Origin of the sequence: Bradyrhizobium sp. 154 (genome assembly GCF_023073875.1) — a bacterium.
In the GTDB taxonomy this organism is placed as follows: Bacteria; Pseudomonadota; Alphaproteobacteria; order Rhizobiales; family Xanthobacteraceae; genus Bradyrhizobium.
Genome location: NZ_JADPKG010000101.1, coordinates 405,053 through 427,330 on the forward strand (window position 1 = coordinate 405,053; position 22,278 = coordinate 427,330).

Annotated in this window: 17 protein-coding genes and 2 pseudogenes; 10 read left to right on the forward strand and 9 right to left on the reverse strand. The window is 64.2% G+C overall.

Annotation, left to right across the window (positions count from 1 at the left end; translation table 11 throughout):
• Positions 1-4 precede the first annotated feature (4 nt).
• Positions 5-974, forward strand: a pseudogene (locus IVA92_RS24665) (tripartite tricarboxylate transporter substrate binding protein).
• Between the two features lie 11 nt (positions 975-985).
• On the opposite strand, the pseudogene IVA92_RS24670 reads toward IVA92_RS24665, so the two are convergent.
• Positions 986-1,234, reverse strand: a pseudogene (locus IVA92_RS24670) (hypothetical protein); the annotation flags it as partial.
• A gap of 140 nt (positions 1,235-1,374) precedes the next feature.
• Between IVA92_RS24670 and IVA92_RS24675 the strand changes: the two are divergent.
• From IVA92_RS24675 to IVA92_RS24690, 3 genes are read left to right on the forward strand one after another with little or no spacing between them, the layout of a single operon-like run.
• Positions 1,375-1,608 carry a DUF3551 domain-containing protein gene (locus IVA92_RS24675; RefSeq protein ID WP_247277675.1) on the forward strand — a complete coding sequence of 78 codons (234 nt, stop codon included), beginning with the start codon at positions 1,375-1,377 and terminating at the stop codon, positions 1,606-1,608.
• Between the two features lie 34 nt (positions 1,609-1,642).
• Positions 1,643-2,086 carry a patatin-like phospholipase family protein gene (locus IVA92_RS35625; RefSeq protein WP_249797078.1) on the forward strand — a complete coding sequence of 148 codons (444 nt, stop codon included), beginning with the start codon at positions 1,643-1,645 and terminating at the stop codon, positions 2,084-2,086.
• Positions 2,061-2,654, forward strand: a complete 594-nt coding sequence (locus tag IVA92_RS24690) for a hypothetical protein (RefSeq protein ID WP_346015567.1) — start codon at positions 2,061-2,063, stop codon at positions 2,652-2,654. The genes IVA92_RS35625 and IVA92_RS24690 overlap by 26 nt, the downstream gene beginning before the upstream one ends.
• 8 nt (positions 2,655-2,662) lie before the next feature.
• Here the strand turns inward: IVA92_RS24690 and IVA92_RS24695 are convergent, their stop codons facing one another.
• The 4 genes from IVA92_RS24695 to IVA92_RS24710 all read right to left on the reverse strand — a co-directional run bounded on the left by IVA92_RS24695 (position 2,663) and on the right by IVA92_RS24710 (position 6,270).
• Positions 2,663-3,523: an SIR2 family protein gene (locus IVA92_RS24695; RefSeq protein ID WP_247277677.1), complete on the reverse strand. Its 861-nt coding sequence runs from the start codon at positions 3,521-3,523 to the stop codon at positions 2,663-2,665.
• Positions 3,520-4,011 carry an NUDIX hydrolase gene (locus IVA92_RS24700; RefSeq protein ID WP_247277678.1) on the reverse strand — a complete coding sequence of 164 codons (492 nt, stop codon included), beginning with the start codon at positions 4,009-4,011 and terminating at the stop codon, positions 3,520-3,522. The genes IVA92_RS24695 and IVA92_RS24700 overlap by 4 nt, the downstream gene beginning before the upstream one ends.
• Positions 4,012-4,087: 76 nt before the next feature.
• Positions 4,088-4,873, reverse strand: a complete 786-nt coding sequence (locus tag IVA92_RS24705) for a succinate dehydrogenase iron-sulfur subunit (RefSeq protein WP_247277679.1) — start codon at positions 4,871-4,873, stop codon at positions 4,088-4,090.
• 506 nt (positions 4,874-5,379) lie between these two features.
• Positions 5,380-6,270: a LysR substrate-binding domain-containing protein gene (locus tag IVA92_RS24710; RefSeq protein WP_247277680.1), complete on the reverse strand. Its 891-nt coding sequence runs from the start codon at positions 6,268-6,270 to the stop codon at positions 5,380-5,382.
• Positions 6,271-6,361: 91 nt separating this feature from the next.
• Between IVA92_RS24710 and IVA92_RS24715 the strand changes: the two genes are divergently transcribed.
• Positions 6,362-7,114, forward strand: coding sequence for a sulfite exporter TauE/SafE family protein (locus tag IVA92_RS24715; RefSeq protein ID WP_247277681.1), 753 nt, complete (start codon positions 6,362-6,364; stop codon positions 7,112-7,114).
• Positions 7,115-7,143: 29 nt separating this feature from the next.
• Here IVA92_RS24715 and IVA92_RS24720 read toward each other — a convergent pair whose 3' ends face one another.
• Together IVA92_RS24720 and IVA92_RS24725 are read right to left on the reverse strand one after the other, a co-directional pair.
• Positions 7,144-7,608 carry a GFA family protein gene (locus IVA92_RS24720; protein WP_247277682.1) on the reverse strand — a complete coding sequence of 155 codons (465 nt, stop codon included), beginning with the start codon at positions 7,606-7,608 and terminating at the stop codon, positions 7,144-7,146.
• Between the two features lie 13 nt (positions 7,609-7,621).
• On the reverse strand, positions 7,622-8,254 hold the full coding sequence (locus tag IVA92_RS24725; protein WP_247277683.1) for a LysE family translocator: 633 nt from the start codon (positions 8,252-8,254) through the stop codon (positions 7,622-7,624).
• Positions 8,255-8,464: 210 nt separating this feature from the next.
• Here IVA92_RS24725 and IVA92_RS24730 point away from each other — a divergent pair, with 210 nt between their 5' ends.
• A complete protein-coding gene (locus tag IVA92_RS24730; RefSeq protein ID WP_247277684.1) occupies positions 8,465-10,261 on the forward strand; it encodes a tetratricopeptide repeat protein in 1,797 nt (598 codons plus the stop codon).
• A 173-nt stretch (positions 10,262-10,434) separates the two neighbouring features.
• Positions 10,435-13,209 (forward strand): di-heme-cytochrome C peroxidase, encoded by a 2,775-nt coding sequence (locus tag IVA92_RS24735; protein ID WP_247277685.1) that lies wholly within the window; start codon positions 10,435-10,437, stop codon positions 13,207-13,209.
• A 93-nt stretch (positions 13,210-13,302) separates the two neighbouring features.
• Here the strand turns inward: IVA92_RS24735 and IVA92_RS24740 are convergent, their stop codons facing one another.
• The gene (locus tag IVA92_RS24740; RefSeq protein ID WP_247277686.1) at positions 13,303-14,250 is read right to left on the reverse strand and encodes an alpha/beta hydrolase; all 948 of its coding nucleotides are present in this window, start codon (positions 14,248-14,250) and stop codon (positions 13,303-13,305) included.
• A 206-nt stretch (positions 14,251-14,456) separates the two neighbouring features.
• Here IVA92_RS24740 and IVA92_RS24745 point away from each other — a divergent pair, with 206 nt between their 5' ends.
• Positions 14,457-14,924, forward strand: coding sequence for an Hsp20 family protein (locus IVA92_RS24745; protein WP_247277687.1), 468 nt, complete (start codon positions 14,457-14,459; stop codon positions 14,922-14,924).
• Between the two features lie 312 nt (positions 14,925-15,236).
• A complete protein-coding gene (locus IVA92_RS24750) occupies positions 15,237-16,007 on the forward strand; it encodes an alpha/beta hydrolase (RefSeq protein WP_247277688.1) in 771 nt (256 codons plus the stop codon).
• Positions 16,008-16,146: 139 nt separating this feature from the next.
• On the opposite strand, the gene IVA92_RS24755 is transcribed toward IVA92_RS24750, so the two are convergent.
• Positions 16,147-16,929, reverse strand: coding sequence for a hypothetical protein (locus tag IVA92_RS24755; protein ID WP_247277689.1), 783 nt, complete (start codon positions 16,927-16,929; stop codon positions 16,147-16,149).
• Positions 16,930-17,418: 489 nt separating this feature from the next.
• Between IVA92_RS24755 and gltB the strand changes: the two genes are divergently transcribed.
• Positions 17,419-22,152, forward strand: a complete 4,734-nt coding sequence (gene gltB / locus IVA92_RS24760) for a glutamate synthase large subunit (RefSeq protein ID WP_247277690.1) — start codon at positions 17,419-17,421, stop codon at positions 22,150-22,152.
• Positions 22,153-22,278 lie beyond the last annotated feature (126 nt).

A 22,278-nucleotide genomic window follows, 5' to 3' on the forward strand; every position in this document is an offset into this window, starting at 1 on the left:
TTGCATGACCGTCTCACGCAGGCTGCTCCTCGGATTGTTCCTGCTTCTGCTGCCGACACTCGCCTCCGCGCAGAATTTTCCGGCCAAGCCGATCAAGCTGATCGTGCCGTTCCCGGCCGGCGGTCCCAACGACATCATCGCCCGGGTGATCGGCCAGCGCATGTCGGAACTGTCGGGGCAGCCGGTGCTGATCGACAATCGCGGTGGCCAGGGCGGCGTGCTCGGCACTGACGCCGTCTCCAAGGCCGCGCCCGACGGCTACACCGTCGCGATCTCCTCAGCCGGCGCGCTGGCGATCAGCCCGAGCATGGAGAAGGTCGCCTACGACACGCTCAACGACCTCACGCCGGTGACGCTGGTTGCGACCGTGCCGGAAATGCTGGTGGTCGCAACCAACGTGCCCGCCAAGGACATCGGCGAGTTGATTGCGCTCGCCAGGGCGCAGCCGGGAAAGCTCAACTTCGCCTCCTCCGGCCCCGGCAGCCTGCCGCATCTCGCCGGCGAGCTGTTCAAGTTGACGGCGAAGATCGACATCGTGCACGTGCCGTATCGCGGCGCCGCGCCGGCGGTGAATGATCTGCTGGGACAGCAGGTGCAGATGACGTTCCTCGACCTGCCGGTGCTGCTGCCGCAGGTCAAGGCCGGCGCCTTGCGCCCCATTGCGGTCGGCTCGGCCGAGCGCGCACCGACCGCGCACGACGTGCCGACCACCGCGGAAACGGGATTTCCCGCGCTACGTATCGAGAACTGGTACGGCATGGTCGCACCCAAGGGCACGCCGAACGAGAATCGTCGCCGCGCTGCATGCTCTTGCGACGAAGGCGATGGCCGATCCGGCGGTGAAGGAGAAGCTCGCAGCCCAAGGCGCGACGCTGATCGGCGATGAGCCGGAGCATTTTCGCAGCTTCATCGCGGATGAGACCAAGAAGTGGGCGAAGGTGATCAAGGACGCCGGCGTGGAGACGGCGAAGTAAAGCCCACAGACCGGAAATAGTTGGTCGAGCCGGTCGAAATACGGAATTGCGTGGAGGTATGCCTTGGCCTCTATCAGCTTCTCGCTGCCTCGACGCAGCAATCCGATATGGGTATCGACGCGCGCGGCGACCTCGCTGTCGAGCTCGAGCACGAGCCGCAGCACGCCATTGGCCGCCGGATGCTGAGGACCGAAATTGATGCTGAAGTTCTGAGGCTCGAAGACTGTTCGGGTATCCTGCTTCCGATCGAAACGTCGCAGCGATTACCGTAGCCGCGATCCACCGCGAGCGGCTTCATACAGGTTAATCGCACGCTTGAATCCCTGGGATGCGCGTGCTGCGCGCCGCTTTGGAACGCAGCCTCACCGGCTGCGTTCATTGTCGAAATTGGAGATTTTCAATGAAACATCGTTTGCTGATGATTGCCGCCGTCCTGTCGTTTGTGACGAGCTTCGGCCCTTCGACGGCGGTCGCACAGGATCGCTACTGCCTCCAGGGCCGCATTTGGGGCTATCCGGGCAATTGCCAGTTCGCCAGCTACGCTCAGTGCATGGCGACCGCATCGGGCACGCAGGCCTATTGCGGCATCAACCCTCGACATGCCTATGCACGCCGCCACAGGGGATACCGGTGATCGGCCTGAATCAGACTGACAACCGGGGCCCGCCTTGACTGACCGCGCCGCTGAGCCGAGCGGCGCCAAGACAGCAGAGCGCCAGCTCACCGCCGTTGTCTTCTCCGGCGGCCTTGGGCTCGGGGCGTATCATGGCGGTACGTTCGAAGCGCTCACTTCTCTCTCGCCACAGATCGATTGGGTGGCCGGTTCATCGTCCGGTGCGATCACGGCCGCACTGATCGCGGGAAGCCCGAGCGCCGATCGGATCCGGACTCTAAGTAATTATTGGCATGGACCGGGCGGTCGTGCCGGTCCGCCGAGCGCCCCCCCGTCATCTGTCCGCCTGACTGAGCTCGATCAATACGCGCCTACTTGGCCATGCCGGCTTCTTCCATCCCCGTCTCCCGCTTCCGGCACCTCACTTCGGCGGCCTGTACGATCTCGGCCCGACGCGCGAACGCCTTCGTCAGCTGGTCGATTTCGACCGCCTGAATGACGGTGATCCCCGCATCACGATCTGCGCCACCGACCTCGAAAGCGGCGACGCCGTGCTCTTCGACTCCTCGTCGGAACGGATCGAAATGGATCACATCCTGGCCAGTTGCGGCTTCCTCCCTGAGTTCGCGCCAGTGCAGATTGCCAGCCGCTGGCTCGGCGATGGCGGGTTCTCTCTGAACGCACCATTTGAACCGATCCTGGAATCCCCGAGCCCGCTTCGCCTCTATGTGATCGACCTCTTTGCGCGCGACGGCAAAATCCCTGATGGCATCGAAGCCGCAGCCGAGCGCAAAAGCGACCTGACCTACGGCAACCAGACATTTCAGCGCCTGGACCATGCCCTGGAAGCCCGCCAGCTCCGCGCAGAGTTGCAGGGGCTTGTTTGCGACGACGTCGTCTATCTCCTGAGCTGCCGCCCGGGTCGCGAGGAGGCCGGACCCGAAAAATCCTTTGATCTTTCGGAAGCGGCGATGGCGCAGCGGTGGCGGGCGGGCCTTCTGGATATGCAATATGCAGCAAGCGTCGCCCCGATCCGGAACGGGATCTGCACCGTGCGCCGGCGATAGCGATCACTCTAGGAGCTTCGATCGATACGCTGGCGGACGTCGAGGAGAAACCGGGTCAGACCATCGTCGGCGGCCATTCCTTCAGGCGGCGCAATGGTCGTGATGCCCCAGTTCGCCAATACGGCTTCCTGCACCGGATTGCGCTGGGCGACGAACACGAAGGATTTCGGCCGGTCCTGTCGGTGCCCGGATTCATCCCAAATCTGCCAAATTCGGTGCAGCAGCAGCCGTATGTTTGGATCGGACATGCTGTAGCCGACGAAGAGCAGCGTGCTTCCCAAAGCATCGGCGCGAAAACGGATATCCAGCGGGGAATCGAATGCGAGCCGGTTGAGAAAGTCGGTCTCGGTCAGAACGAGCGAGGCATCATCGTCGAAGTCGCCGTGGAATTTGATGATGTGCGTGACGCCGGCGCCAGCGCTCGCGATCTCCTTCGCGTTGCTGATCTTCGCGTATGGCTTTTTCAGGACATCAAAGGCAGTCTCGAGATTGCGATCGTAGTTCGTTGTGTAGATGACCGGAAAATCGAGCTCGACGATGATCTGGTGGAGCTCCGAGGTGGCGATTCTCTCTGGATCGACGCGCCAATTGCGATCGAGCCAGCTGCGGAGCGGTCCGATGCCCCCACGCTTCAGCCGGTAATACTCCGCAAGCATCTGATAGCCGCCGTGCATTCCGTCGAGGACGTCGCGTTCGAGACCGAGATCGTCCAGCAGATGCTCGATCAGGGACTGCCAGGATGGTAATCCGACAGCCATCGAGACACCGGCGCCGACGAACAGGACCGCGCGGCGTCGTTCTATCGCCGCAGCCAGAACTTCGTGAGGCGGCCGCTCCTCAGATGCGAGCCTTGTCGGTCTTTGCTTCATCTAGCTTGAATGATTGCGCGGGACGCTGGTTCCTGGACAAGAAAGCCCGCCTGCCGCTCAGCAGCGAGGACGCACCCCTTTTCCGTTTGCGCCGCGAAGCGGGCAATCAACCGCCGGAGCTCCGCTTTGTGCACCAGACGCGCCGCCGTTTCCGCGGAGACCCAGGTCGCTTCCCGCTCCCCTTTTTCAGGCCACCAACGCTCCTGACCATGGACCTTCATGGGAAAGACGGCAACGTCCATGGTCCGCTTGCGGTCACCCTTCCGTTTGCGATGCTTGAAGCTGCCCATCGCGCGTGTCGCAATGATGCCGACCAGCCCCGCCTCCTCGTAGGCTTCCAGCGCAGCCGTGAGGTGCGGCTCCTTGTTGCGCATCGGCGATCCCTTGGGGACACTCCATCTGCGCTTGCGCCTGGTCGTGATCAGCATCACGCGCAGTTCGGAATTATCCAGACGAAACGGCAAAGCGGCGAACTGCTTCTTTCCCATCAAACTCCTCCGTTCGGAGATTGATAAGCAAGCGCCGCAGGCATGGTTCCTGTCTGCGGAGTGGCGTCTGCAGCGATCAGAACTTCCGCTCGACCATCTTGAGGCGCAGAGCGGCGATGGCTTCTCCCGGATTGAGACCTTTCGGACAGGCCTTGGCGCAATTGAGGATGGTGTGGCAGCGATAGATCCTGAAGGGGTCCTCGAGCATGTCGAGGCGCTCGCCGGTGGCTTCGTCCCGGCTGTCGTTGATCCAGCGCGCGGCCTGAATCAGGGCCGCCGGCCCCAGGAAGCGCTCGGAATTCCACCAGTAGCTCGGGCACGACGTCGAGCAGCAGGCACAGAGAATGCACTCGTACAGTCCATCGAGCTTTGCGCGATCCTCGAGGCTTTGCCGCCATTCCCTCTGGGGCGTCGGCGAACTGGTCTGCAGCCACGGCTCGATCATGGCGAGCTGCGCATAGAAGTTCGTCAGGTCGGGCACCAGATCCTTCACTACGGGCTGATGCGGCAAGGGCAGCACGCGGAGCGGCTCACCATCCCGAATATCCTCGCTCATGGATTTGGTGCAGGCCAGCGTGTTCTGGCCGGCGATGTTCATCGAGCATGAGCCACACACGCCCTCGCGGCAGGATCGCCTGAACGTCAACGTCGAGTCGACGTTGTTCTTGATCCAGATCAGGCCGTCCAGCACCATCGGCCCGCAATCCGTCGTGTCGACAAAGTAGGTGTCGAGCCGGGGATTGCGGCCATCGTCGGGATTCCAGCGATAGATGTGAAACTCGCGCAAGCTTTTGCTGTGCGGCTTTGGCCAGACCGTTCCTTTCCCGATGCGGGAGTTTCTTGGAAGCCTGAACTCCACCATGGTCACCTCCTCCGTCAGATCGGCACAGAGCAACGCATCTGCAGGAGATCATCCAGCGAGAGACCGAACAGGACGACCGTGAATGCCGGCGCTGTCGCGAGCGCGAGCAGCATCTGATGCCTTGCATTAATGAACCCGTGCGCGGACCGGAACTTTTGCCGCGAGAACAAGCCATCTCTCGCGCAAGCGTTCCTATGACAATCGCGCTTCCGCCGCGCGAAGCTTGCGCATCTAAATAGCCAATCCATCGAGATTAACATGCGTTAAACGGACATACGCCTGCTCTACGTCGATCTTCTCGATGAAGTAGGAACGTTCGACGCGGCGATGCATCTGTCGTCCGCACGTTGGAGATGCAATCTGCTGCGAGAACCATTTTTGCCCGCTCTTGGCGGGCCTGGCTTGTCGACCTACGCTGCAAGCGCCAGAACCACATGGGCGGCGCGGGCGCGATGCAGACAAGTCAGCTTGCCTTCGCGCACCGCAATTCCGCGGCAACACCCGGCTTATGCCGCCGTGGCCCGCAAATGCTCCACCAGCATCTTCGCCGGTCTTGGCAGCGTCTTGAAGCTGCGCGCGCAGATCACGAGCTTCCGGTTGGCAAAAGCATCGCGCAGGCGGACCATGGAGAGCGGCATGGTCTTGGCGCAGCGGCGGGCGGCGGCTTCGGGCACAAGCGCCACGCCGACATCGGCGGCGACCATCTGGCAGATCGCGTCGAAGTCGCGCAGCCGCGCGCGGAAATGCGGGCGCATGCCGAGCCGCGCCGCATGTTTCGATATGTGCATCTGAAGCGCGGTGGCGCTGGTCAGGCCGACGAAGTCACAGGCGCCCGCTTCCTGAAAGTCGATCTGGCGGCGGCCCGCGAACGGGCCACGGCGCGACGTCACCAGCGTCAGCCGATCCTCGCTGAAGGGGAAGCGCTCGATATGCTCTGGCAGCGCGTGCTCGGCGGCAAAGCCGAGGTCGGCGGCGCCCGCGGTAATCGCCGCCGCAATATCGGTGCTCTCGCGCTCCTCGATGTCGACGGCGACGTCGCGATGTTCGCGCAGGAAGGCGGCCAGCGCCTTCGGCAAGTGCTCCGAGAGCCCTGAGGTATTGGCGAGGAAATGCACGCTGGCGCGCACGCCGCTGGCAAAGCCGGCGAGATCGCCACGCATGGCATCGATCTGGTGGATGACGAGGCGCGCGTGATCAAGCAAGCTCTCGCCCGCCGCCGTCAGCTCGACGCCGCGGCGCCCGCGCTTGAGCAGCGCGACGCCGAGTGCATCCTCGAGGCCCTTGATGCGTGCGCTGGCCGAGGCAAGCGCCAGGTGCGACCGCTCCGCGCCGCGGGTGATGCTGCGCTGATCGGCGACCGCGATGAAGAGCTGGAGGTCGACGAGGTCGAAGCGCATGACGGTTTTCTCCCCAGCCTTCGCATCAAGCGAAGGCTGTCTCCGTAACCTCCAGATTGTGCCGGCGCAAGGCTTCGGTCAATGTGCGGCTATGTTCGACCCCCTTCTCATTGCCGTCGCCGCTGTGTTCCTGATCGCCGGGTTCGTCAAGGGCGTCGTCGGGCTCGGCCTGCCGACGGTGTCCATGGGCCTGCTCGCGGTGAGCATGGCGCCGAGCCGCGCGATCGCCATCGTCATCGTGCCCGCGATTATCACCAACATCTGGCAGACTTTCGTCGGCCCTCATTTGCGCGACATTCTGAGGCGGCTGTGGCCGCTGATGATCGGCACCGTGATTGGATGCTGGCTCAACGCGGGCGCGTTGACCGGCCCGCATGCGCGCTACGGCACGATCGTGCTCGGCGCCCTGCTGGTCATCTACGCGGTGATCGGCCTGAACAAATTCCAGGTCCGCGTCGCGCCTGAGAACGAGAAATGGGTCGGCGGCGTGGTCGGTGTCGTCACCGGCGTGATCTCGGCCTCGACCGGCGTGCAGGTGATCCCCTCGATGCCGTTCATGCAGGCGATCGGCATGGAGAAGGACGAACTGGTGCAGGCGCTCGGCGTGTTCTTCACCACGGCGACGCTGGCGCTCGCCTTCAACCTGACTGCCGTCGGATTACTGACGCCCGCCAATGCCGTGCCTGGCGCCGTGGGACTCGCCATGGCCTTTGCCGGCATGTTCATCGGCCAGTCGGTACGGGCGCGGATGCCGGCGGAAGCGTTCCGCCGCTGGTTCCTGATCGCGATGATCCTGCTCGGCCTCTATCTTGCCGGCAGCGCGCTGGCGAAGGAGTTCGCCTGAAGGCCTGCGCCATCTTTACTCGAACAGACTTACGCCTCGGGTGCGTAACCCGGCACCCATTTTTCGTGCTGAGGCAGATCGTCCTGGATCGTCCACCACGGCGCGCGCGACGAGGTGAAAACGTGGAGGCGAGGCCGGACTTCCGGGTCGTCATCAAGCAGACCAGCGGGAATGCTGACTGTCGGGAGATAGCTCGCCTTGCCCGGCGTCAGGCAGCCGCAGGTCCTGCACCGATGGCGGAAACTTCCCGGCGAGGATTCATAAGCCACCGTTAGCTCCTCGCCTGCAACAAAGCGAAATTTGTCGGCGTCGACATGGGCGTAGGTGGCGAATGCCGCGCCGGTCAGCTTGCGGCAATTGGCACAATGGCAATGTGTCAGCCAACGTACCTGATCGATCTCGAACCGCACGGCGCCGCACAGACAGCTACCACGAATCATCAAAACCTCCCGAGCGCGGCTTCGATCGAGCGAACCGCGCGATGCTTCAGCCATTCGTTCGAACGAGTCACCGCGTCTCCAGCATGGCGACGCGGATGCCGAGATAGATGAAGAGGCCGCCGAGCGCGCGGTTGACCCAGGCGATCGCGCCCTCGGAGCTCCGCAAGCGATGGGCCGCCCTTGCCGCAAAGGCCGCCAGCACCAGGCACCACAGCGTCCCCGTGCAGATGAAGACCAAGCCGAGGGTCAGGAAGGCGAGCGGCTTGTGCGGTGAATCGGCTGCGACGAATTGCGGCAGGAAGGCGAGGAAGAACAGCGCGACCTTGGGGTTGAGCGCGTTGGTGAAGACGCCCTGGAGGAAGACCCGCCGCAGCGAGCTCCGTTCGCCTTCGTCCCTGACCGCCGCCAGCGCCGGGCGCGACCACAGCATCTGAAGTCCTGTGACGACCAGATAGGCCGCGCCGACCAACTTCAGGATCGAGAACGCAGTCGATGAGGCCATCAGCAGGGCCGAAAGGCCGATCGAGGCGCCCGCGACATGGAAAAAGCAGCCGCAACTGATGCCCAGCGCGGCGGCGGCGCCGCCCCGCCAGCCCATCTGCATGCTGCGGCCGATGACACAGACGGTATCAGGGCCCGGCGTGACGTTGAGCAGCACGCCCGACAGGATGAAGAGCCAGATCTCGTGAATGCCCAGCATGTGATGCCCCCCGTCGGCCCTGAAGCGGCTTAATCGGTTCGCCCCTCCCCGTCCACTGCCGCAATTGCGTGGGAATTAACTCGAATTTGCAATGCGGATCATACTTTCGCGCGGCCCTATCTGCTTTATAAAGGCAGGGTTCTTGAAATGCGGGATTCGGGGCGACTGCCACGCCGTGGCCGATCGCAGGTCCTTTGGAGCTCCTGGGGTATGGAAAGACGTCTGGCCGCCATTGTCTGCGCCGATGTCGCCGGCTATTCGCGCATGATGGGCAGCGACGAGGCCGGCACCCATGCTGCCTTCAAGGCCCATCGCAGCGCGATCCACCCCATCATCCTCAATCACGGCGGCCGTGTCGTGAAGAACACCGGCGACGGCTTCCTACTCGAGTTTCCCTCGATCGTCGGCGCCACCGAGGCGGCGATTGCGATGCAGACGCTGATGGCGGAGCGGAACCATCATCTGCCCGCCGACCGCGCCATGCAGTTCCGGCTCGGCATCCACATGGGCGACGTCATCGCCGACGAGGACGAAGTGTTCGGTGACGACGTCAACATTGCCGTCCGCCTGGAATCGGTGGCGAGCCCCGGCGGCTTCGCCATCTCGGCGAAGGCCTATCGCGAGGCGAGCAAGCATCTCACCGTGCCGCTCACCGACGCCGGCAACCATCGATTCAAGAACATCAAGGATGCGGTCGGAGTCTGGACCTGGACGCCCGAGGGCGCGCCGCCGCTCGCGCCCGAGCTGAGGGAGGCCTCCGCCCTTTCGCAGCAGTACCGCACCGCGATCGTCGGCGTACTGCCCTTCGCCAATCTCAGCGATGCCCAGGACGAATATTTCTCCGACGGGCTCACTGAGGATTTGATCCACGCGCTGTCGCTGCAATCCTTCTACCGCGTGCTGAGCCGCAACTCGACTTTCGCCTTCAAGGGCAAGAACACCAGCACGCGGCTGATCGCGCGCGAGATCGATGCCACCTATCTGATCCAGGGCTCGGTGCGGCGTGCCGGTGCCAAGATCCGCGTCACCGCCGAGCTGATCGCGCCGGAGAGCGGCGAGCAGCTCTGGACCGGCCGCTACGACCGCGACATTGGCGACCTGTTCGCGATGCAGGACGAGATCACCACCAACCTGTCCGCCGCCATCGCCACCGAGATCGTCCGCGCCGAAGCCTCGGCGCCGGCGCGGCTGTCGACTGACGTGAGCGCCTGGGACCGCTTTCTCAAGGGATTGTCGCACTACTACCGGCAGACCAAGGAGGATTTGGCCGTCGCGGTCGAGCTGTTCCGCGAGGCCATCAGGCTCGACCCCAAACTGTCGATCGCGCATGCCTATCTCGGCACGATCCAGATCCAGAGCATCCAGTTCGGCTGGGTCAAGGGCACGCGCGAGATGTGGGCCGAGGCGATGGACCTCGCCGAGACCAGCGTCCGGCTGGACCCGCGCTCCTCCTTCGCGTTCTCGATCCTGTCCTGGGCCCACGCCATGGAGGGGCATTACGACGCCGCGATGGACGCCGCCAAGCGCGCGGTCGCACTCAACCCCTACGACAACGGCGCGCGGGGCGTGCTCGGCATCTGCCATTTCGTCATCGGCGAACACCGCGAGGCGATCGAGCTGTTCTCGATGGCGGCGCAGCGCGACAACAGCGACCCGCGCTACCAATGGGCGGCGCTGAACGCCTTCAGTCACTATCTGTTGCGCCAATATGATGCGACCCTGTCATGGGCGCGCGAGCAGCTCTACATCAACCCGAACCACATGCAGGCACTGGCGATCCGCGCCGCGGCGTTGGCCCAAATGGGACGGAGCGGCGAGGCGAACGAGGCCGTCGGCGTGCTGATGGCAAACTATCCAACCCTGAATGTCGACAGGCACTTGCGCAACTTCCACTGGAAGCGGCCTGAGGACATCGCCCATTACCGCGAGGGTCTGCTGAAGGCTGGCGTGCCGCTCGGCAAGCTGACCCTGGTGCAGAGCGACCTCAAGCGCGCCGCCGAGTCCTGACAGGGCCACGGGTCCATTGCAGTCCATTGGCAGCCTCACGTCTGCTCTTGTTTCCAGGACAGTGAAATCCGCCACACTTCGTCACACGCTGAAGTCGTATATCGTGCTGTCGGTTTGTTAAAACTTTCGCGCTCTAACGGCGCGCCTGCTTTTTCACGATTCGGATTTGGGCCATGCATCACGCCGCTTCGAAGCCGCCCTTTGACCCTTCGATCCAGGTTTCGCCAAATAATCCCTGTCCGTTCCTTCGCGGCCTCGTCGGCGAAGGCTTCATCGACGGCGAGACCGTCCCGCTCAACACGCTATCGCAGACCATTGCGAATGCGAGCGGCGAGACGGGGGTGAAGAAGATATCGGCCCGCATCCAGGTTCGCGGCGTTGCGCTCATCGCCAACGGTATCAGTCACATCCTGAAGACCATCTGGTCGGGCCCGCAGCTCGACGCGTTGCGCGGCGGTCCGCTCGACAAGCGCGGCGCCGGCTCGCGCATCCTCGGCGTTGACGGCAAGGTCAACGAGGACGAGATCGCGCGGCTCGCGAGCTTCGGCCGGACCTACACCGATCCCAACACCGGCATCGGCGAGGTTGGCCTCAACGCCGTCGAAATCAAGACCTTCATGCACGACAACCTTCAGCGCGCCGGCAGCGCCGCACGCTGGTACGACCCGCTGCTGATGAAGTTCGAATGGCCCATCCTCCTGAAGATCATGGGCAAGGGTAAGAAGGGCGAGGAGCGTTATCTCAGCGTGGCCGACGTGCGCACGCTGTTCGAGCAGCGCAAATTCCCGGACCGTATCAACCAGCGGATCGTGTCGCAGCCGCTGCTGTCGGCCTGCCAGCTCGGCTTTCGTTGGACGGTCGCGCTCACAGCGGTCGTGATCGGTCTCGGTCTCCTCGCCCTCGTCGCGGTCGCCGAATTCCCCAACCAGGTCCGCGCCTTGCTGCCGCAGAAGGGCATTCTCGTGAATCTTCTGCCGCCACCGTTGCCGCAGCTGCCGGAGACGAAAGCGGCCTATTGGCTTGAGCAAAACTGGTCGTTGAAGGACCGGCACTGGTTCCACCATGCCAGCCAAGGCACTGCGACCTTCCCGGTGCCCTATGAGTGGTTCGTGGCGCTGGAGCAGCCGCGCCTTCATCTGTTCTCGAAGCCGGGCATGATGAAGGACAGCGCCTATCTCGAGCGCTTCGGCTTCATCCCGAGCCCGCAGTCGATCCTGACCGACACGGCGACGCTGCGCCGGTTCGGCTACGCCAATGTCTACGAAACGACGCCGGTGTCGGACTGGTCGACGAGATGGACGCCGACGGAGAACGTCGACGGCCTGCCGGTTGGCTTCGCGCGGATGACCGGTGTCGTCGATCCCGCGACGGGCCGCCGCGAAGAGGATAAGATCGGGCTGACCTGCGCGGCCTGTCATACCGGCCAGATCCATTATCAGGACGTCGACGTCCGCTTCGACGGCGGTCCGGCGATGACCGACCTGAAGAAGCTCGAGCTCGCGACCGGCCTGTCGATCGCCTACACGCTGCACGTTCCGTTCCGCTTTCAACGCTTCGCCGATCGCGTGCTCGGCGCTGAGGCCAGCAAGACGGACCGCGCCGCGCTCAAGCAGAAGCTCAGCACGATCGGCACCTTCCTGATCGATTGGGCAAAAACCCAGCAACAAACGATCGAAGGCAAGACAACCTGGGACGGCAAGCAGCAGAAGGATACCGAGGAAGGGTTCGGCCGGCTCGATGCCCTCAACCGCATCGGCAATCAGGTCTTTTCGCAAGATCTCGCTCTGAGCGGCGTCAAGGGATTCGAGAAGAACCTGCACGCCCAGGACGCGCCGGTCAGCTACCCCGCGATCTGGACCGTGCCGTGGTTCAAGTTCGCCCAGTACGACGCCTCGATCGAGCAGCCGCTGATCCGCAACGCCGGCGAAGCCCTCGGCGTGACGGCCCTGCTTAACCTGTCCGATGCCTATCCAGAGGACAGGCTGTGGCGCTCCTCGGTGAACATCACGACACTCGGCTGGATCGAGGACTTGCTGAGAGGCCCCGATCCGTTCAAGGCCGCCGATCCTTCCTCCGGTCCGAAGTTCGGCGGCCTGCTCGCGCCGAAATGGCCCTCGCAGATCCTCGGCGATGCCTGGAGGCTGAAGCCTGATCGCGTCGAACGCGGCCGTGCGATCTACACCGAGATGTGCTCCGGATGCCATCTGCCCGCCGTCGACAGCCCGGCCTTCTGGTCATCGAAGCATTGGGAGCCGAGCGGCGACAGCAAGGTCCTGAACGCGGTGACGATCCCCCTCGACGAGATCAAGACGGATCCCGAACAGTCCCTTGTCCTCAGCAAGAGGACCGTCGATGTGCCCGGCTTCCTGAAGGTGAACACGGCCGATCTCCAGAAATGGTGGCAATGCGACATCCCGACCGCAAGCACCTCGCCCAACGAGATGATCTATGCGCTCGGCCTGATGACGGTGGTCGATCTCGTCGCCCGCAAATGGATGGACGACGAGAAGATGCCGGAGGCCGAGCGGGCGAAATTATGGAATCTCGCGCGCAAGAACTGTCTCAATCCCGCGCCTGATCCGCGCTATCGCGCGCGGCCACTGAACGGCATCTGGGCCACCGCACCTTACCTGCACAACGGTTCGGTACCTTCACTGTATTGGTTGCTGAAGCCGGCGGGCGAGCGCCCGCAAAAATTCTGCATGGGCCGCCGCGACTATGATCCCGAGACCGTCGGTTTTGCAGTCACCGACAACGAGCGTTGCAAGACCGGCGAAACGGAATTCTCTGCGACGGGATCGGACGGCAAGCCGATCCAGGGCAACAGCGTGCTCGGCCATTCCTTCGAGCGCAAGGAAGGCGATCCGAAGCGCCCCGGCGTCATCGGCCGCGCGTTCAAGGACGATGCCGAGCGCTACGATTTGATCGAGTATTTGAAGACGCTGTGAGCACCGCCATTTGCTTCGTCGCAAGAGCTCCTCGCAATAACGGAGGATGAGGATTCTCTGCAGGTCCACACCACTCTTGCGGAACCAGGGCTCTCACTTGAACAGCGGCGTGCCCGGCACGAAGGCGTCGAAGGCGGCCCAGAACTGGGAGCGGTAACGGTCCTGCTCCTGGAGTATCTCGTGCTTCGAGCCCGCGATGACGAGATGCGAGCCGGCGCGCAAATGATAGGCGAACTCCTCGATCGCAGCGGTGGAGACCACGGTGTCGCTGGAGGCCGCCAGCATCAGGATTGGCTGGCGGATCTCTGACGGATATTTCACGCGCTTGAAGGTTTGCATCGCGCTGAAGGCAGCGTCGGCCCAGGCCACCGTCGGGGACGCCAGCCCCAGCGTCGGATCCTCCTCCAGGATCGCGACATTGCGCGCATAGCGCACGGGATCGCTGGTCAAGGGATTGTTGATGAAGGGATCGAGCCCGGTGATGCGGCTGCTGCCGCCGGGGACATAACGGCTGCCCTGCCCGAACAGGCGCATCGTCTTTATGAGCGCGCGGGCCGGAAACGACGTGGTGCGGCCAGGCAGGTCGATCATCGGCGCCGACAGCACCATGCGGTCGAACCAGCGCTTGCCGGCATGCGCGACCCGCAGCAGCACCGTGCCGCCCATGGAATGGGCGAGCGCAAAGAACGGCGGCGGGCAATCCGGCAACACCACCTGCTGCACGAAGGTCTCGACGTCCACCTCGAAATCGGCGAAGTCGCGCACATAGCCCTTGCGCGGATCGCGCAGGCGGCGCGAGGAATGGCCCTGTCCGCGCCAGTCGATCATCGCCACCGCAAAGCCGCGGTCGCGCAAATCCCGGACCGTCTCGAAATATTTCTCGATCTGCTCGCTGCGCCCGGTGAAGACGCAGACCGTGCCCTTGCGGCCCGCCGGCGGCGCCCAGCGCGCAAAGCGCAACTCGGCGCCATCGGGGGTCTTGATGGTGCCGCTGACGACGTTTTCGGGGACGGGATTGGACGGGATCGAGACCAGCGTCATAGGCGGGAAGTACTGCAAATCAAGGGGCTAAAGCGCCGAAAAGGCGCAAATGCCGCCCTCTTGAACGCCGTCTCGTTCCACCCATATCATTTTCGTGCAGGCCGCTACCAGTGTTTCGGAACCGGAACATCAGGCTGCACACAGACGAAAGCCCGGCCCGATTGGCGGGCGGGTTACCCAACAGTCGCTCTATGGAGGACTTGACCATGCGTAGCTATGATCTCACCCCGTTCTATCGTTCCACCGTCGGCTTCGACCGCCTCTTCAGCCTGCTCGACCAGGCAACATCGGACGGCAGCCCCGGTTATCCCCCCTACAACATCGAGCGCACCGGCGAGAACGCCTACCGCATCACCGTTGCGGTCTCTGGCTTCGCCAAGGATGAGCTCTCCATCGTCGCGAAGGAAAACACGCTGACGATCAAGGGCGAGAAAGTCGCCAACGAGAACTCGCAATCCGAAGTGCTCTACCGCGGCATCGCCGCGCGTGCCTTCGAGCGCGCCTTCCAGCTTGCCGACTTCGTGCAGGTGAAGGACGCCTCGCTCGAGAATGGCCTGCTTCACGTCGACCTCGTACGCGAGATTCCCGAGGCCAAGAAGCCGCGCCAGATCGCGATCAACACCAGCGCCCCGAAGGCGCAGGTGATCGAGAGCTCCGCGCAAGCCGCCGCGTAAAGGCACGTCACTTCCAAGTTGCGAGAACGCCCCGGTGCCCCGGGGCGTTTTTTTCGTTCGTGATCGCGCCTCCCGCCGTCGTTCTGGCGAAGGCGACGACCCACACCCTAGCGAGACGATTGGCGAAGACTCGCCTCCGGCACGAACACCTCACTTCGGCCGATAGACCTCGCGGTATGGGTTCTGGCCTTCGCCACGACACCGTTTCTGTGCCGCTATTGCACCGCATCACAGAGCAGTGAAGTCGCGTAACGCGGCCACCCCTCCCTCCGTCCTATGGTCATCGAAACCAAAACGAGACGGAAAACGATCATGACACTCTGGCGCAGCCTTTTCGTCGCCGCGAGCCTTTTAGCGGCCCCCATCCGCCTTGCCGACGCGCAGACACCGCAAACAGTGAAAGCCAACAACGTCGTGCTGGTGCACGGCGCCTGGGCCGACGGCTCGAGCTGGTCGGAGGTGATCCCGATCCTCCAGGCCGCAGGCCTGCACGTGACCGCCGTGCAGAATCCGCTGTCGTCGCTTGCGGACTCGGTCGACGCGACCAAGCGCGTACTGGCTGAACAGGACGGACCGACCGTGCTGGTCGCGCATTCCTGGGGCGGCACCGTGATCAGCCAGGTCGGCACTGACCCGAAGGTCACCGGCCTCGTCTATGTCGCTGCACGTGCTCCCGACGCGAACGAGGATTTCGTCGCGCTGTCCAAGCAGTTTCCGGCGGGACCTGCCCGCGCAGGCATTGTCGAGCGCGACGGCTACACAAAACTCTCGGAAGACGCCTTCCTGAAATATTTCGCCAATGGCGTGAAGTCGGAGCAGGCCAAGGAGCTCTACGCGGTGCAATGGCCAACCGCAGCCTCAATCTTCGCCGGCCGCACCACGGAAGCTGCATGGCACAGCAAGCCGGCCTGGTACGCGGTGTCGAAGAACGACTACACCATCAATCCCGATCTCGAACGTTTCCTCGCCAAGCGCATGAACGCCACCACGATCGAGCTCGATGCCGGCCACCTCTCGCTGGTGTCGCATCCGAGGGAAGTGGCGAAGCTGATCCTGAACGCGGCGGGGTATGGGCATAGCTGAGGAACGATGGCCTGATGCAAAGGCGCCCGAGATTGTCGGGCGCCTTTCATTTTTGCCCACATCTCTCCGCAGCGTCCTGGTGAAAGCCAGGACGACACCGAGGAATTTAAGACGGGCCGTCGCGTCAAGCAGCAGCTCGCTAATCCAGGCCCTGTGCGGCCGGCATCTCCTGGGTCGGCATGATCGCCGGCGCCGGCTTGGCCTGAGCGACGGTTGGCGGGGCCGCCTGCGGAGCGGCCTCGGCAGGCTTTGCGGCCACGGCAGTGGTCTGCTGCGCGGGCCGTGCCTGTACCGGCGGCGGCGCCTGAGCCTCCTGCCGCGCGGGTTCGGCCGGCTTCGCCGCGGCCACCGGCGTCGCCCCGCGCCGCGGGGCAGCCTTGGGCATCGGCACCGTGCGGCTGGCGACATGCGGAATCGAAGCCGGCGGGCGCGGCGGGCCGCTGCGGATCACCGTCGGCGGCGGGAGCGCGCTTTGCGGGCCGTAAGGCGCGACCGCGTGCTCGTCATAGGCGGGCGCCATGCCGTAGGCGTCACTGGCGCGCATGAAGCGGATGATCCGTCCGTCGCGGGCGTCGATCACCAGCCGGCCATCGTCGCCGCGATGGTCGATCACTGCGATGGTGTAGACGCTGCCGCGCAGGCGCGGGATGCCGAGCGGCGAGAAGCCGTTTTCGCGCAGCACCGCATAGACCTCGGTCGACGGCAGCAGCACCGGGGCCGGACCGCGCCCCTCGGAGCCGTAGCCATAGCCGTAACGCGGCGGCGGTGGCGGCGCGGCCTCCGGCGGCGCATAGGGTCCGTCGAAATCCGACACTGCGATAACGCCCCCTCTCCCGATACCGTTCGGAGGAGCCTGCGCATGCCCCGCACTTGCGGCCAGCGCCAGCGCGGCGGCAGCCACACATCCTGTGAAAAACTTCATGGTCGAGACGCTCCTGTCAGGCCCCCCGACGGCGGCCCTCTTTCGCTTCGCGCGGCGTGGCGCGCCTTCCGAAGGGTTGATCCGAAGCTTCATTCGGGATTTCGGCGCCCGCGGGGCCGGATCGGGGCACGTTTGCTTCAAAACCGGGGCTGCCGGCCTACGGAAAGCGGGAATTGACACCTCGGGAATCGGGACTTGTGCGCGCTTGTGTGCTAGACAAAAATTTGGCAAGGTGATGGTTAGGACAGGAAAGCTGTCTCAATTTTGCTTGCGGTCCCCGGCATGGGGATTGCAGCGAAAGCGGTGCTCTCGAGCGCCGGGAAGGTACCAGGCAAAGCCGTTCTCGGGGACGAAGAACGCCTAGGCCTGAATTTAAGAAAATGCGGCTCGCTAGCGGACGAGCGGTGACCCAGAGGCGGGTGCCGCGGAACGCCCAAGGTGCGCCGAAGATGGCGGTGAGGCAGCTTGCCGCATGGAGAGGACAGGACAATGAACGGGTCGCAATTCGGGCGCGCAAACATCGTGGCAGAACAGCTGTCGGCGACGGTCGCCTCGAAAACGACCGATCCGATTCAGGAACACAATTCGCGCCCTGAAGCCGAAGGCCTGTACGATCCGAGCCTGGAGAAGGACTCCTGCGGCGTCGGCTTCATCGCCAACATCAAGGGCAAGAAGTCGCACGAGATCGTCGCGGACGCGCTGAGCATCCTCTGCAACCTCGAGCATCGCGGCGCCGTCGGCGCCGATCCGCGCGCCGGTGACGGTGCCGGCATCCTGGTGCAGATCCCGCACGCCTTCTTCAGCCGCAAGGCGAAGGAGCTCGGCTTCGCGCTGCCGAATCCGGGCGAATATGCCATCGGCGCGCTGTTCATGCCGCGCGACACCGCCTGGCGCAACGTCATCAAGAGCATCATCGCCGACCAAATCAAGGAAGAGGGCCTGACGCTGCTCGGCTGGCGCGACGTGCCGACCGACAATTCCTCGCTAGGCATCACCGTGAAGCCGACCGAGCCGGCCTGCATGCAGGTGTTCATCGGCCGCAACGGCACCGCCAAGACCGAGGACGAATTCGAGCGCCGGCTCTACATCCTGCGCAAGTCGATCTCGCAGGCGATCTACCAGCGCCGCGACCGCGGACTTGCGGGCTATTACCCCTGCTCGATGTCCTGCCGCACTGTGATCTACAAGGGCATGTTCCTCGCCGACCAGCTCGGCAAGTACTATCCCGATTTGCACGAGAAGGACTTCGAGAGCGCGCTGGCACTCGTTCACCAGCGCTTCTCGACCAACACCTTCCCGGCCTGGTCGCTGGCGCATCCCTATCGCATGATCGCGCATAACGGCGAGATCAACACGCTGCGCGGCAACGTCAACTGGATGGCGGCGCGCCAGGCCTCGGTGAGCTCCGAGCTCTACGGCAAGGACATCAACCGGCTCTGGCCGATCTCCTATGAGGGACAGTCGGACACCGCCTGCTTCGACAACGCGCTCGAATTTCTGGTGCAGGGCGGCTACTCACTGCCGCACGCCGTCATGATGATGATTCCGGAGGCGTGGGCCGGCAATCCCTTGATGGATGAGAAGCGCCGCGCCTTCTACGAATATCACGCCGCGCTGATGGAGCCGTGGGATGGCCCCGCCGCGATCGCCTTCACCGACGGCCGCCAGATCGGCGCCACGCTCGACCGCAACGGATTGCGGCCGGCGCGCTATCTGGTGACCAAAGACGACCGCATCGTGATGGCGTCCGAGATGGGCGTGCTGACGATCCCCGAGGACCAGATCATCACCAAGTGGCGCTTGCAGCCGGGCAAGATGCTGCTGGTCGACCTCGAACAGGGCCGCTTGATTCCCGACGACGAGATCAAGGCCGAGCTTGCCAAGAGCCATCCCTACAAGGAGTGGCTGGAGCGGACCCAGATCGTGCTGGAGGAGTTGCCGAAGGTGCCGACCACCGGCGTGCGCTCCAACCTGTCGCTGCTCGATCGCCAGCAGGCGTTCGGCTACAGCCAGGAAGACATCACCATCCTGATGACGCCGATGGCGGCCACAGGCGAGGAAGCCGCGGGCTCGATGGGCAACGACACGCCGATCTCGGCGCTGTCGGACAAGGCCAAGCCGCTGTTCACCTACTTCAAGCAGAACTTTGCGCAGGTCACCAACCCGCCGATCGACCCGATCCGCGAAGAGCTGGTGATGAGCCTCGTCTCAATCATCGGGCCCCGGCCGAACCTGTTCGATCTGCAAGGCATGGCCACGACCAAGCGCCTCGAAGTGCGCCAGCCGATCCTGACCGACGCGGACCTTGAAAAGATCCGCTCGATCTCCGAGGTCGCCGAGTCGCACTTCAAGTCGCGCACGCTCGACACCACATTCCACGCTGGCCTCGGGGCGGCCGGCATGGATCAGGTGCTCGACGAGCTCTGCGCGCGCGCTGAGAGCGCGGTGCGCGAGGGCGTCAACATCATCATCCTGTCCGACCGCATGGTCGGCACCGACCGGGTGCCGATCCCGTCGCTGCTGGCCTGCGCCGCCGTGCATCACCACCTGATCCGCACCGGCTTGCGCACCTCGGTCGGCCTCGTCGTCGAATCCGGCGAGCCGCGCGAAGTGCATCACTTTGCCTGCCTTGCAGGCTACGGCGCCGAAGCGATCAATCCTTACCTCGCGTTCGAGACCATCATCGCGATGAAGGACCGCCTGCCCGGCTCGCTCGACGACTACGAGATCGTCAAGCGCTACATCAAGTCGATCGGCAAGGGCCTGCTCAAGGTGATGTCCAAGATGGGCATCTCGACCTACCAGTCCTATTGCGGCGCGCAGATTTTCGACGCAGTCGGCCTCAAGGCGGACTTCGTCGCAAAGTTCTTCGCCGGCACGCACACCCGCGTCGAGGGCGTCGGTCTTTCCGAGATCGCCGAAGAAGCGGTACGCCGCCATGCCGACGCGTTCGGCGAGGCGCAGGTCTACAAGACCGCGCTCGACGTCGGCGGCGAATACGCCTATCGCAGCCGCGGCGAGGACCATGCATGGACCGCCGAGTCAGTGTCGCTGCTCCAGCACGCCGCCCGCGGCAATTCGCAGGAGCGCTACCGCGCCTTCGCAAAAATCCTCAATGAGCAGTCGGAGCGCCTTTTGACGCTGCGCGGCCTCTTCCGGATCAAGAACGCGGAGGAGGAGAAGCGCAAGCCGGTGCCGCTCGACCAGGTCGAGCCGGCCAAGGAGATCGTCAAGCGTTTCGCAACAGGTGCGATGAGCTTCGGCTCGATCTCGCGCGAGGCCCATACCACGCTCGCGATCGCGATGAACCGGATCGGCGGCAAGTCGAACACCGGTGAAGGCGGCGAGGAAGCCGACCGCTTCAAGCCGATGCCGAACGGCGATTCCATGCGCTCGGCGATCAAGCAGGTCGCCTCGGGCCGTTTCGGCGTCACCACGGAGTATCTCGTGAACTCCGACATGATGCAGATCAAGATGGCACAGGGCGCCAAGCCCGGCGAAGGCGGCCAGCTGCCCGGTCACAAGGTCGACGCGACCATCGCCAGGGTCCGGCACTCGACGCCGGGCGTCGGCCTGATCTCGCCGCCGCCGCACCACGACATCTACTCGATCGAGGATCTGGCGCAGCTCATCTACGACCTCAAGAACGTCAACCCGGCGGGCGACGTCTCGGTCAAGCTCGTCTCCGAGATCGGCGTCGGCACGGTCGCCGCGGGCGTCGCCAAGGCGCGCGCCGACCATGTCACCATCGCGGGCTTCGAGGGCGGCACTGGCGCCTCGCCGCTGACGTCGATCAAGCACGCCGGCTCGCCCTGGGAGATCGGCCTCGCCGAGACCCATCAGACCCTGGTGCGCGAGCGGCTGCGCAGCCGCATCGTGGTCCAGGTCGACGGCGGCTTCCGCACCGGCCGTGACGTCGTGATCGGCGCGCTGCTGGGCGCCGACGAGTTCGGCTTCGCCACCGCGCCCTTGATCGCGGCCGGCTGCATCATGATGCGCAAGTGCCACCTCAACACCTGTCCGGTCGGCGTCGCGACGCAGGATCCGGTGCTGCGCAAGCGCTTTACCGGCCAGCCCGAGCACGTGATCAACTACTTCTTCTTCGTCGCGGAAGAAGTCCGCGAGATCATGGCTTCGCTCGGCTTCCGCACCTTCAACGAAATGGTCGGCCAGGTGCAGCTGCTCGACCAGACCAAGCTGGTCGCGCACTGGAAGGCCAAGGGCCTCGACTTCTCAAAGCTGTTCGTCAAGCAGAAGGAAGAGAACGGCCAGAAGATCTATCATTCCGAGCGCCAGAACCATCATCTGGAGGCCGTGCTCGACCGCACGCTGATCGAGAAGGCGACGCCTGCGCTTGACCGCGGCGCGCCGGTGAAGATCGAGGCCGCGATCAACAGCACCAACCGTTCCGCCGGCGCCATGCTGTCGGGTGCGGTCGCCAAGATCTACGGCCATGCCGGCCTGCCGCATGACACCATCCATGTCAGCCTCAAGGGCACTGCCGGACAGGCCTTCGGCGCCTGGCTCGCCAACGGCGTCACCTTCGAGCTCGAGGGTGAGGCCAACGACTATGTCGGCAAGGGCCTCTCGGGCGGCAAGATCATAGTCAAGCCGCCGAGGAACTCTGCGATCGTGCCGGAAGAGAGCATCATCGTCGGCAATACCGTGATGTACGGCGCGATCGAAGGCGAATGCTACTTCCGCGGCATCGCCGGCGAGCGCTTTGCCGTGCGCAACTCGGGTGCGGTCGCGGTGGTCGAGGGCGCGGGCGATCATTGCTGCGAATACATGACCGGCGGCATCGTGGTCGTGCTCGGCAAGACCGGGCGCAACTTCGCGGCGGGCATGTCCGGCGGCATCGCCTACGTGCTGGACGAGGCCGGCGATTTCGACCGGCTGTGCAATCTGTCGATGGTCGAGCTCGAGCCGGTGCTGTCGGAAGAGCTGATCAATGCCGGCACCTATCACCACGCCGGTGACCTCGAGGCGCATGGCCGGGTCGACGTGTTCAAGAACCTGCTCGCCTCCGACGTCGAGCGGCTGCACGTGCTGATCTCGCGCCATGCCAAAGCGACCGGCTCCAAGCGCGCCGCCGACATCCTTGCCAATTGGAAGGAATGGCTGCCTAAATTCCGCAAGGTGATGCCGGTCGAGTACCGGCGCGCGCTGCGCGAAATGGCCGCCAATGCTGACGCCGAGCCGAAGATCGCAATCGGGGCGTAGAGAATAACCTCATGGTGAGGAGGCGCGGAGCGCCGTCTCGAACCATGAGGCCACCATCCGGGACCTCATCCTTCGAGACGCGGCGCGAAAGGGCGCCGCTCCTCAGGATGAGGAGTGAGAGAACAA

Coding starts and splice junctions, on each gene's coding strand:
- IVA92_RS24735 (WP_247277685.1), top strand. CDS start 10,435: ATGCATCACGCCGCTTCGAAGCCGCCCTTTGACCCTTCGATCCAGGTT.
- IVA92_RS24730 (WP_247277684.1), top strand. CDS start 8,465: ATGGAAAGACGTCTGGCCGCCATTGTCTGCGCCGATGTCGCCGGCTAT.
- IVA92_RS24745 (WP_247277687.1), top strand. CDS start 14,457: ATGCGTAGCTATGATCTCACCCCGTTCTATCGTTCCACCGTCGGCTTC.
- IVA92_RS24720 (WP_247277682.1), bottom strand. CDS start 7,608: ATGGCTGAAGCATCGCGCGGTTCGCTCGATCGAAGCCGCGCTCGGGAG.
- IVA92_RS24705 (WP_247277679.1), bottom strand. CDS start 4,873: ATGGTGGAGTTCAGGCTTCCAAGAAACTCCCGCATCGGGAAAGGAACG.
- IVA92_RS24755 (WP_247277689.1), bottom strand. CDS start 16,929: ATGAAGTTTTTCACAGGATGTGTGGCTGCCGCCGCGCTGGCGCTGGCC.
- IVA92_RS24710 (WP_247277680.1), bottom strand. CDS start 6,270: ATGCGCTTCGACCTCGTCGACCTCCAGCTCTTCATCGCGGTCGCCGAT.
- IVA92_RS24740 (WP_247277686.1), bottom strand. CDS start 14,250: ATGACGCTGGTCTCGATCCCGTCCAATCCCGTCCCCGAAAACGTCGTC.
- IVA92_RS24725 (WP_247277683.1), bottom strand. CDS start 8,254: ATGCTGGGCATTCACGAGATCTGGCTCTTCATCCTGTCGGGCGTGCTG.
- IVA92_RS24700 (WP_247277678.1), bottom strand. CDS start 4,011: ATGGGAAAGAAGCAGTTCGCCGCTTTGCCGTTTCGTCTGGATAATTCC.
- IVA92_RS24695 (WP_247277677.1), bottom strand. CDS start 3,523: ATGAAGCAAAGACCGACAAGGCTCGCATCTGAGGAGCGGCCGCCTCAC.
- IVA92_RS24675 (WP_247277675.1), top strand. CDS start 1,375: ATGAAACATCGTTTGCTGATGATTGCCGCCGTCCTGTCGTTTGTGACG.
- gltB (WP_247277690.1), top strand. CDS start 17,419: ATGAACGGGTCGCAATTCGGGCGCGCAAACATCGTGGCAGAACAGCTG.
- IVA92_RS24715 (WP_247277681.1), top strand. CDS start 6,362: ATGTTCGACCCCCTTCTCATTGCCGTCGCCGCTGTGTTCCTGATCGCC.
- IVA92_RS24750 (WP_247277688.1), top strand. CDS start 15,237: ATGACACTCTGGCGCAGCCTTTTCGTCGCCGCGAGCCTTTTAGCGGCC.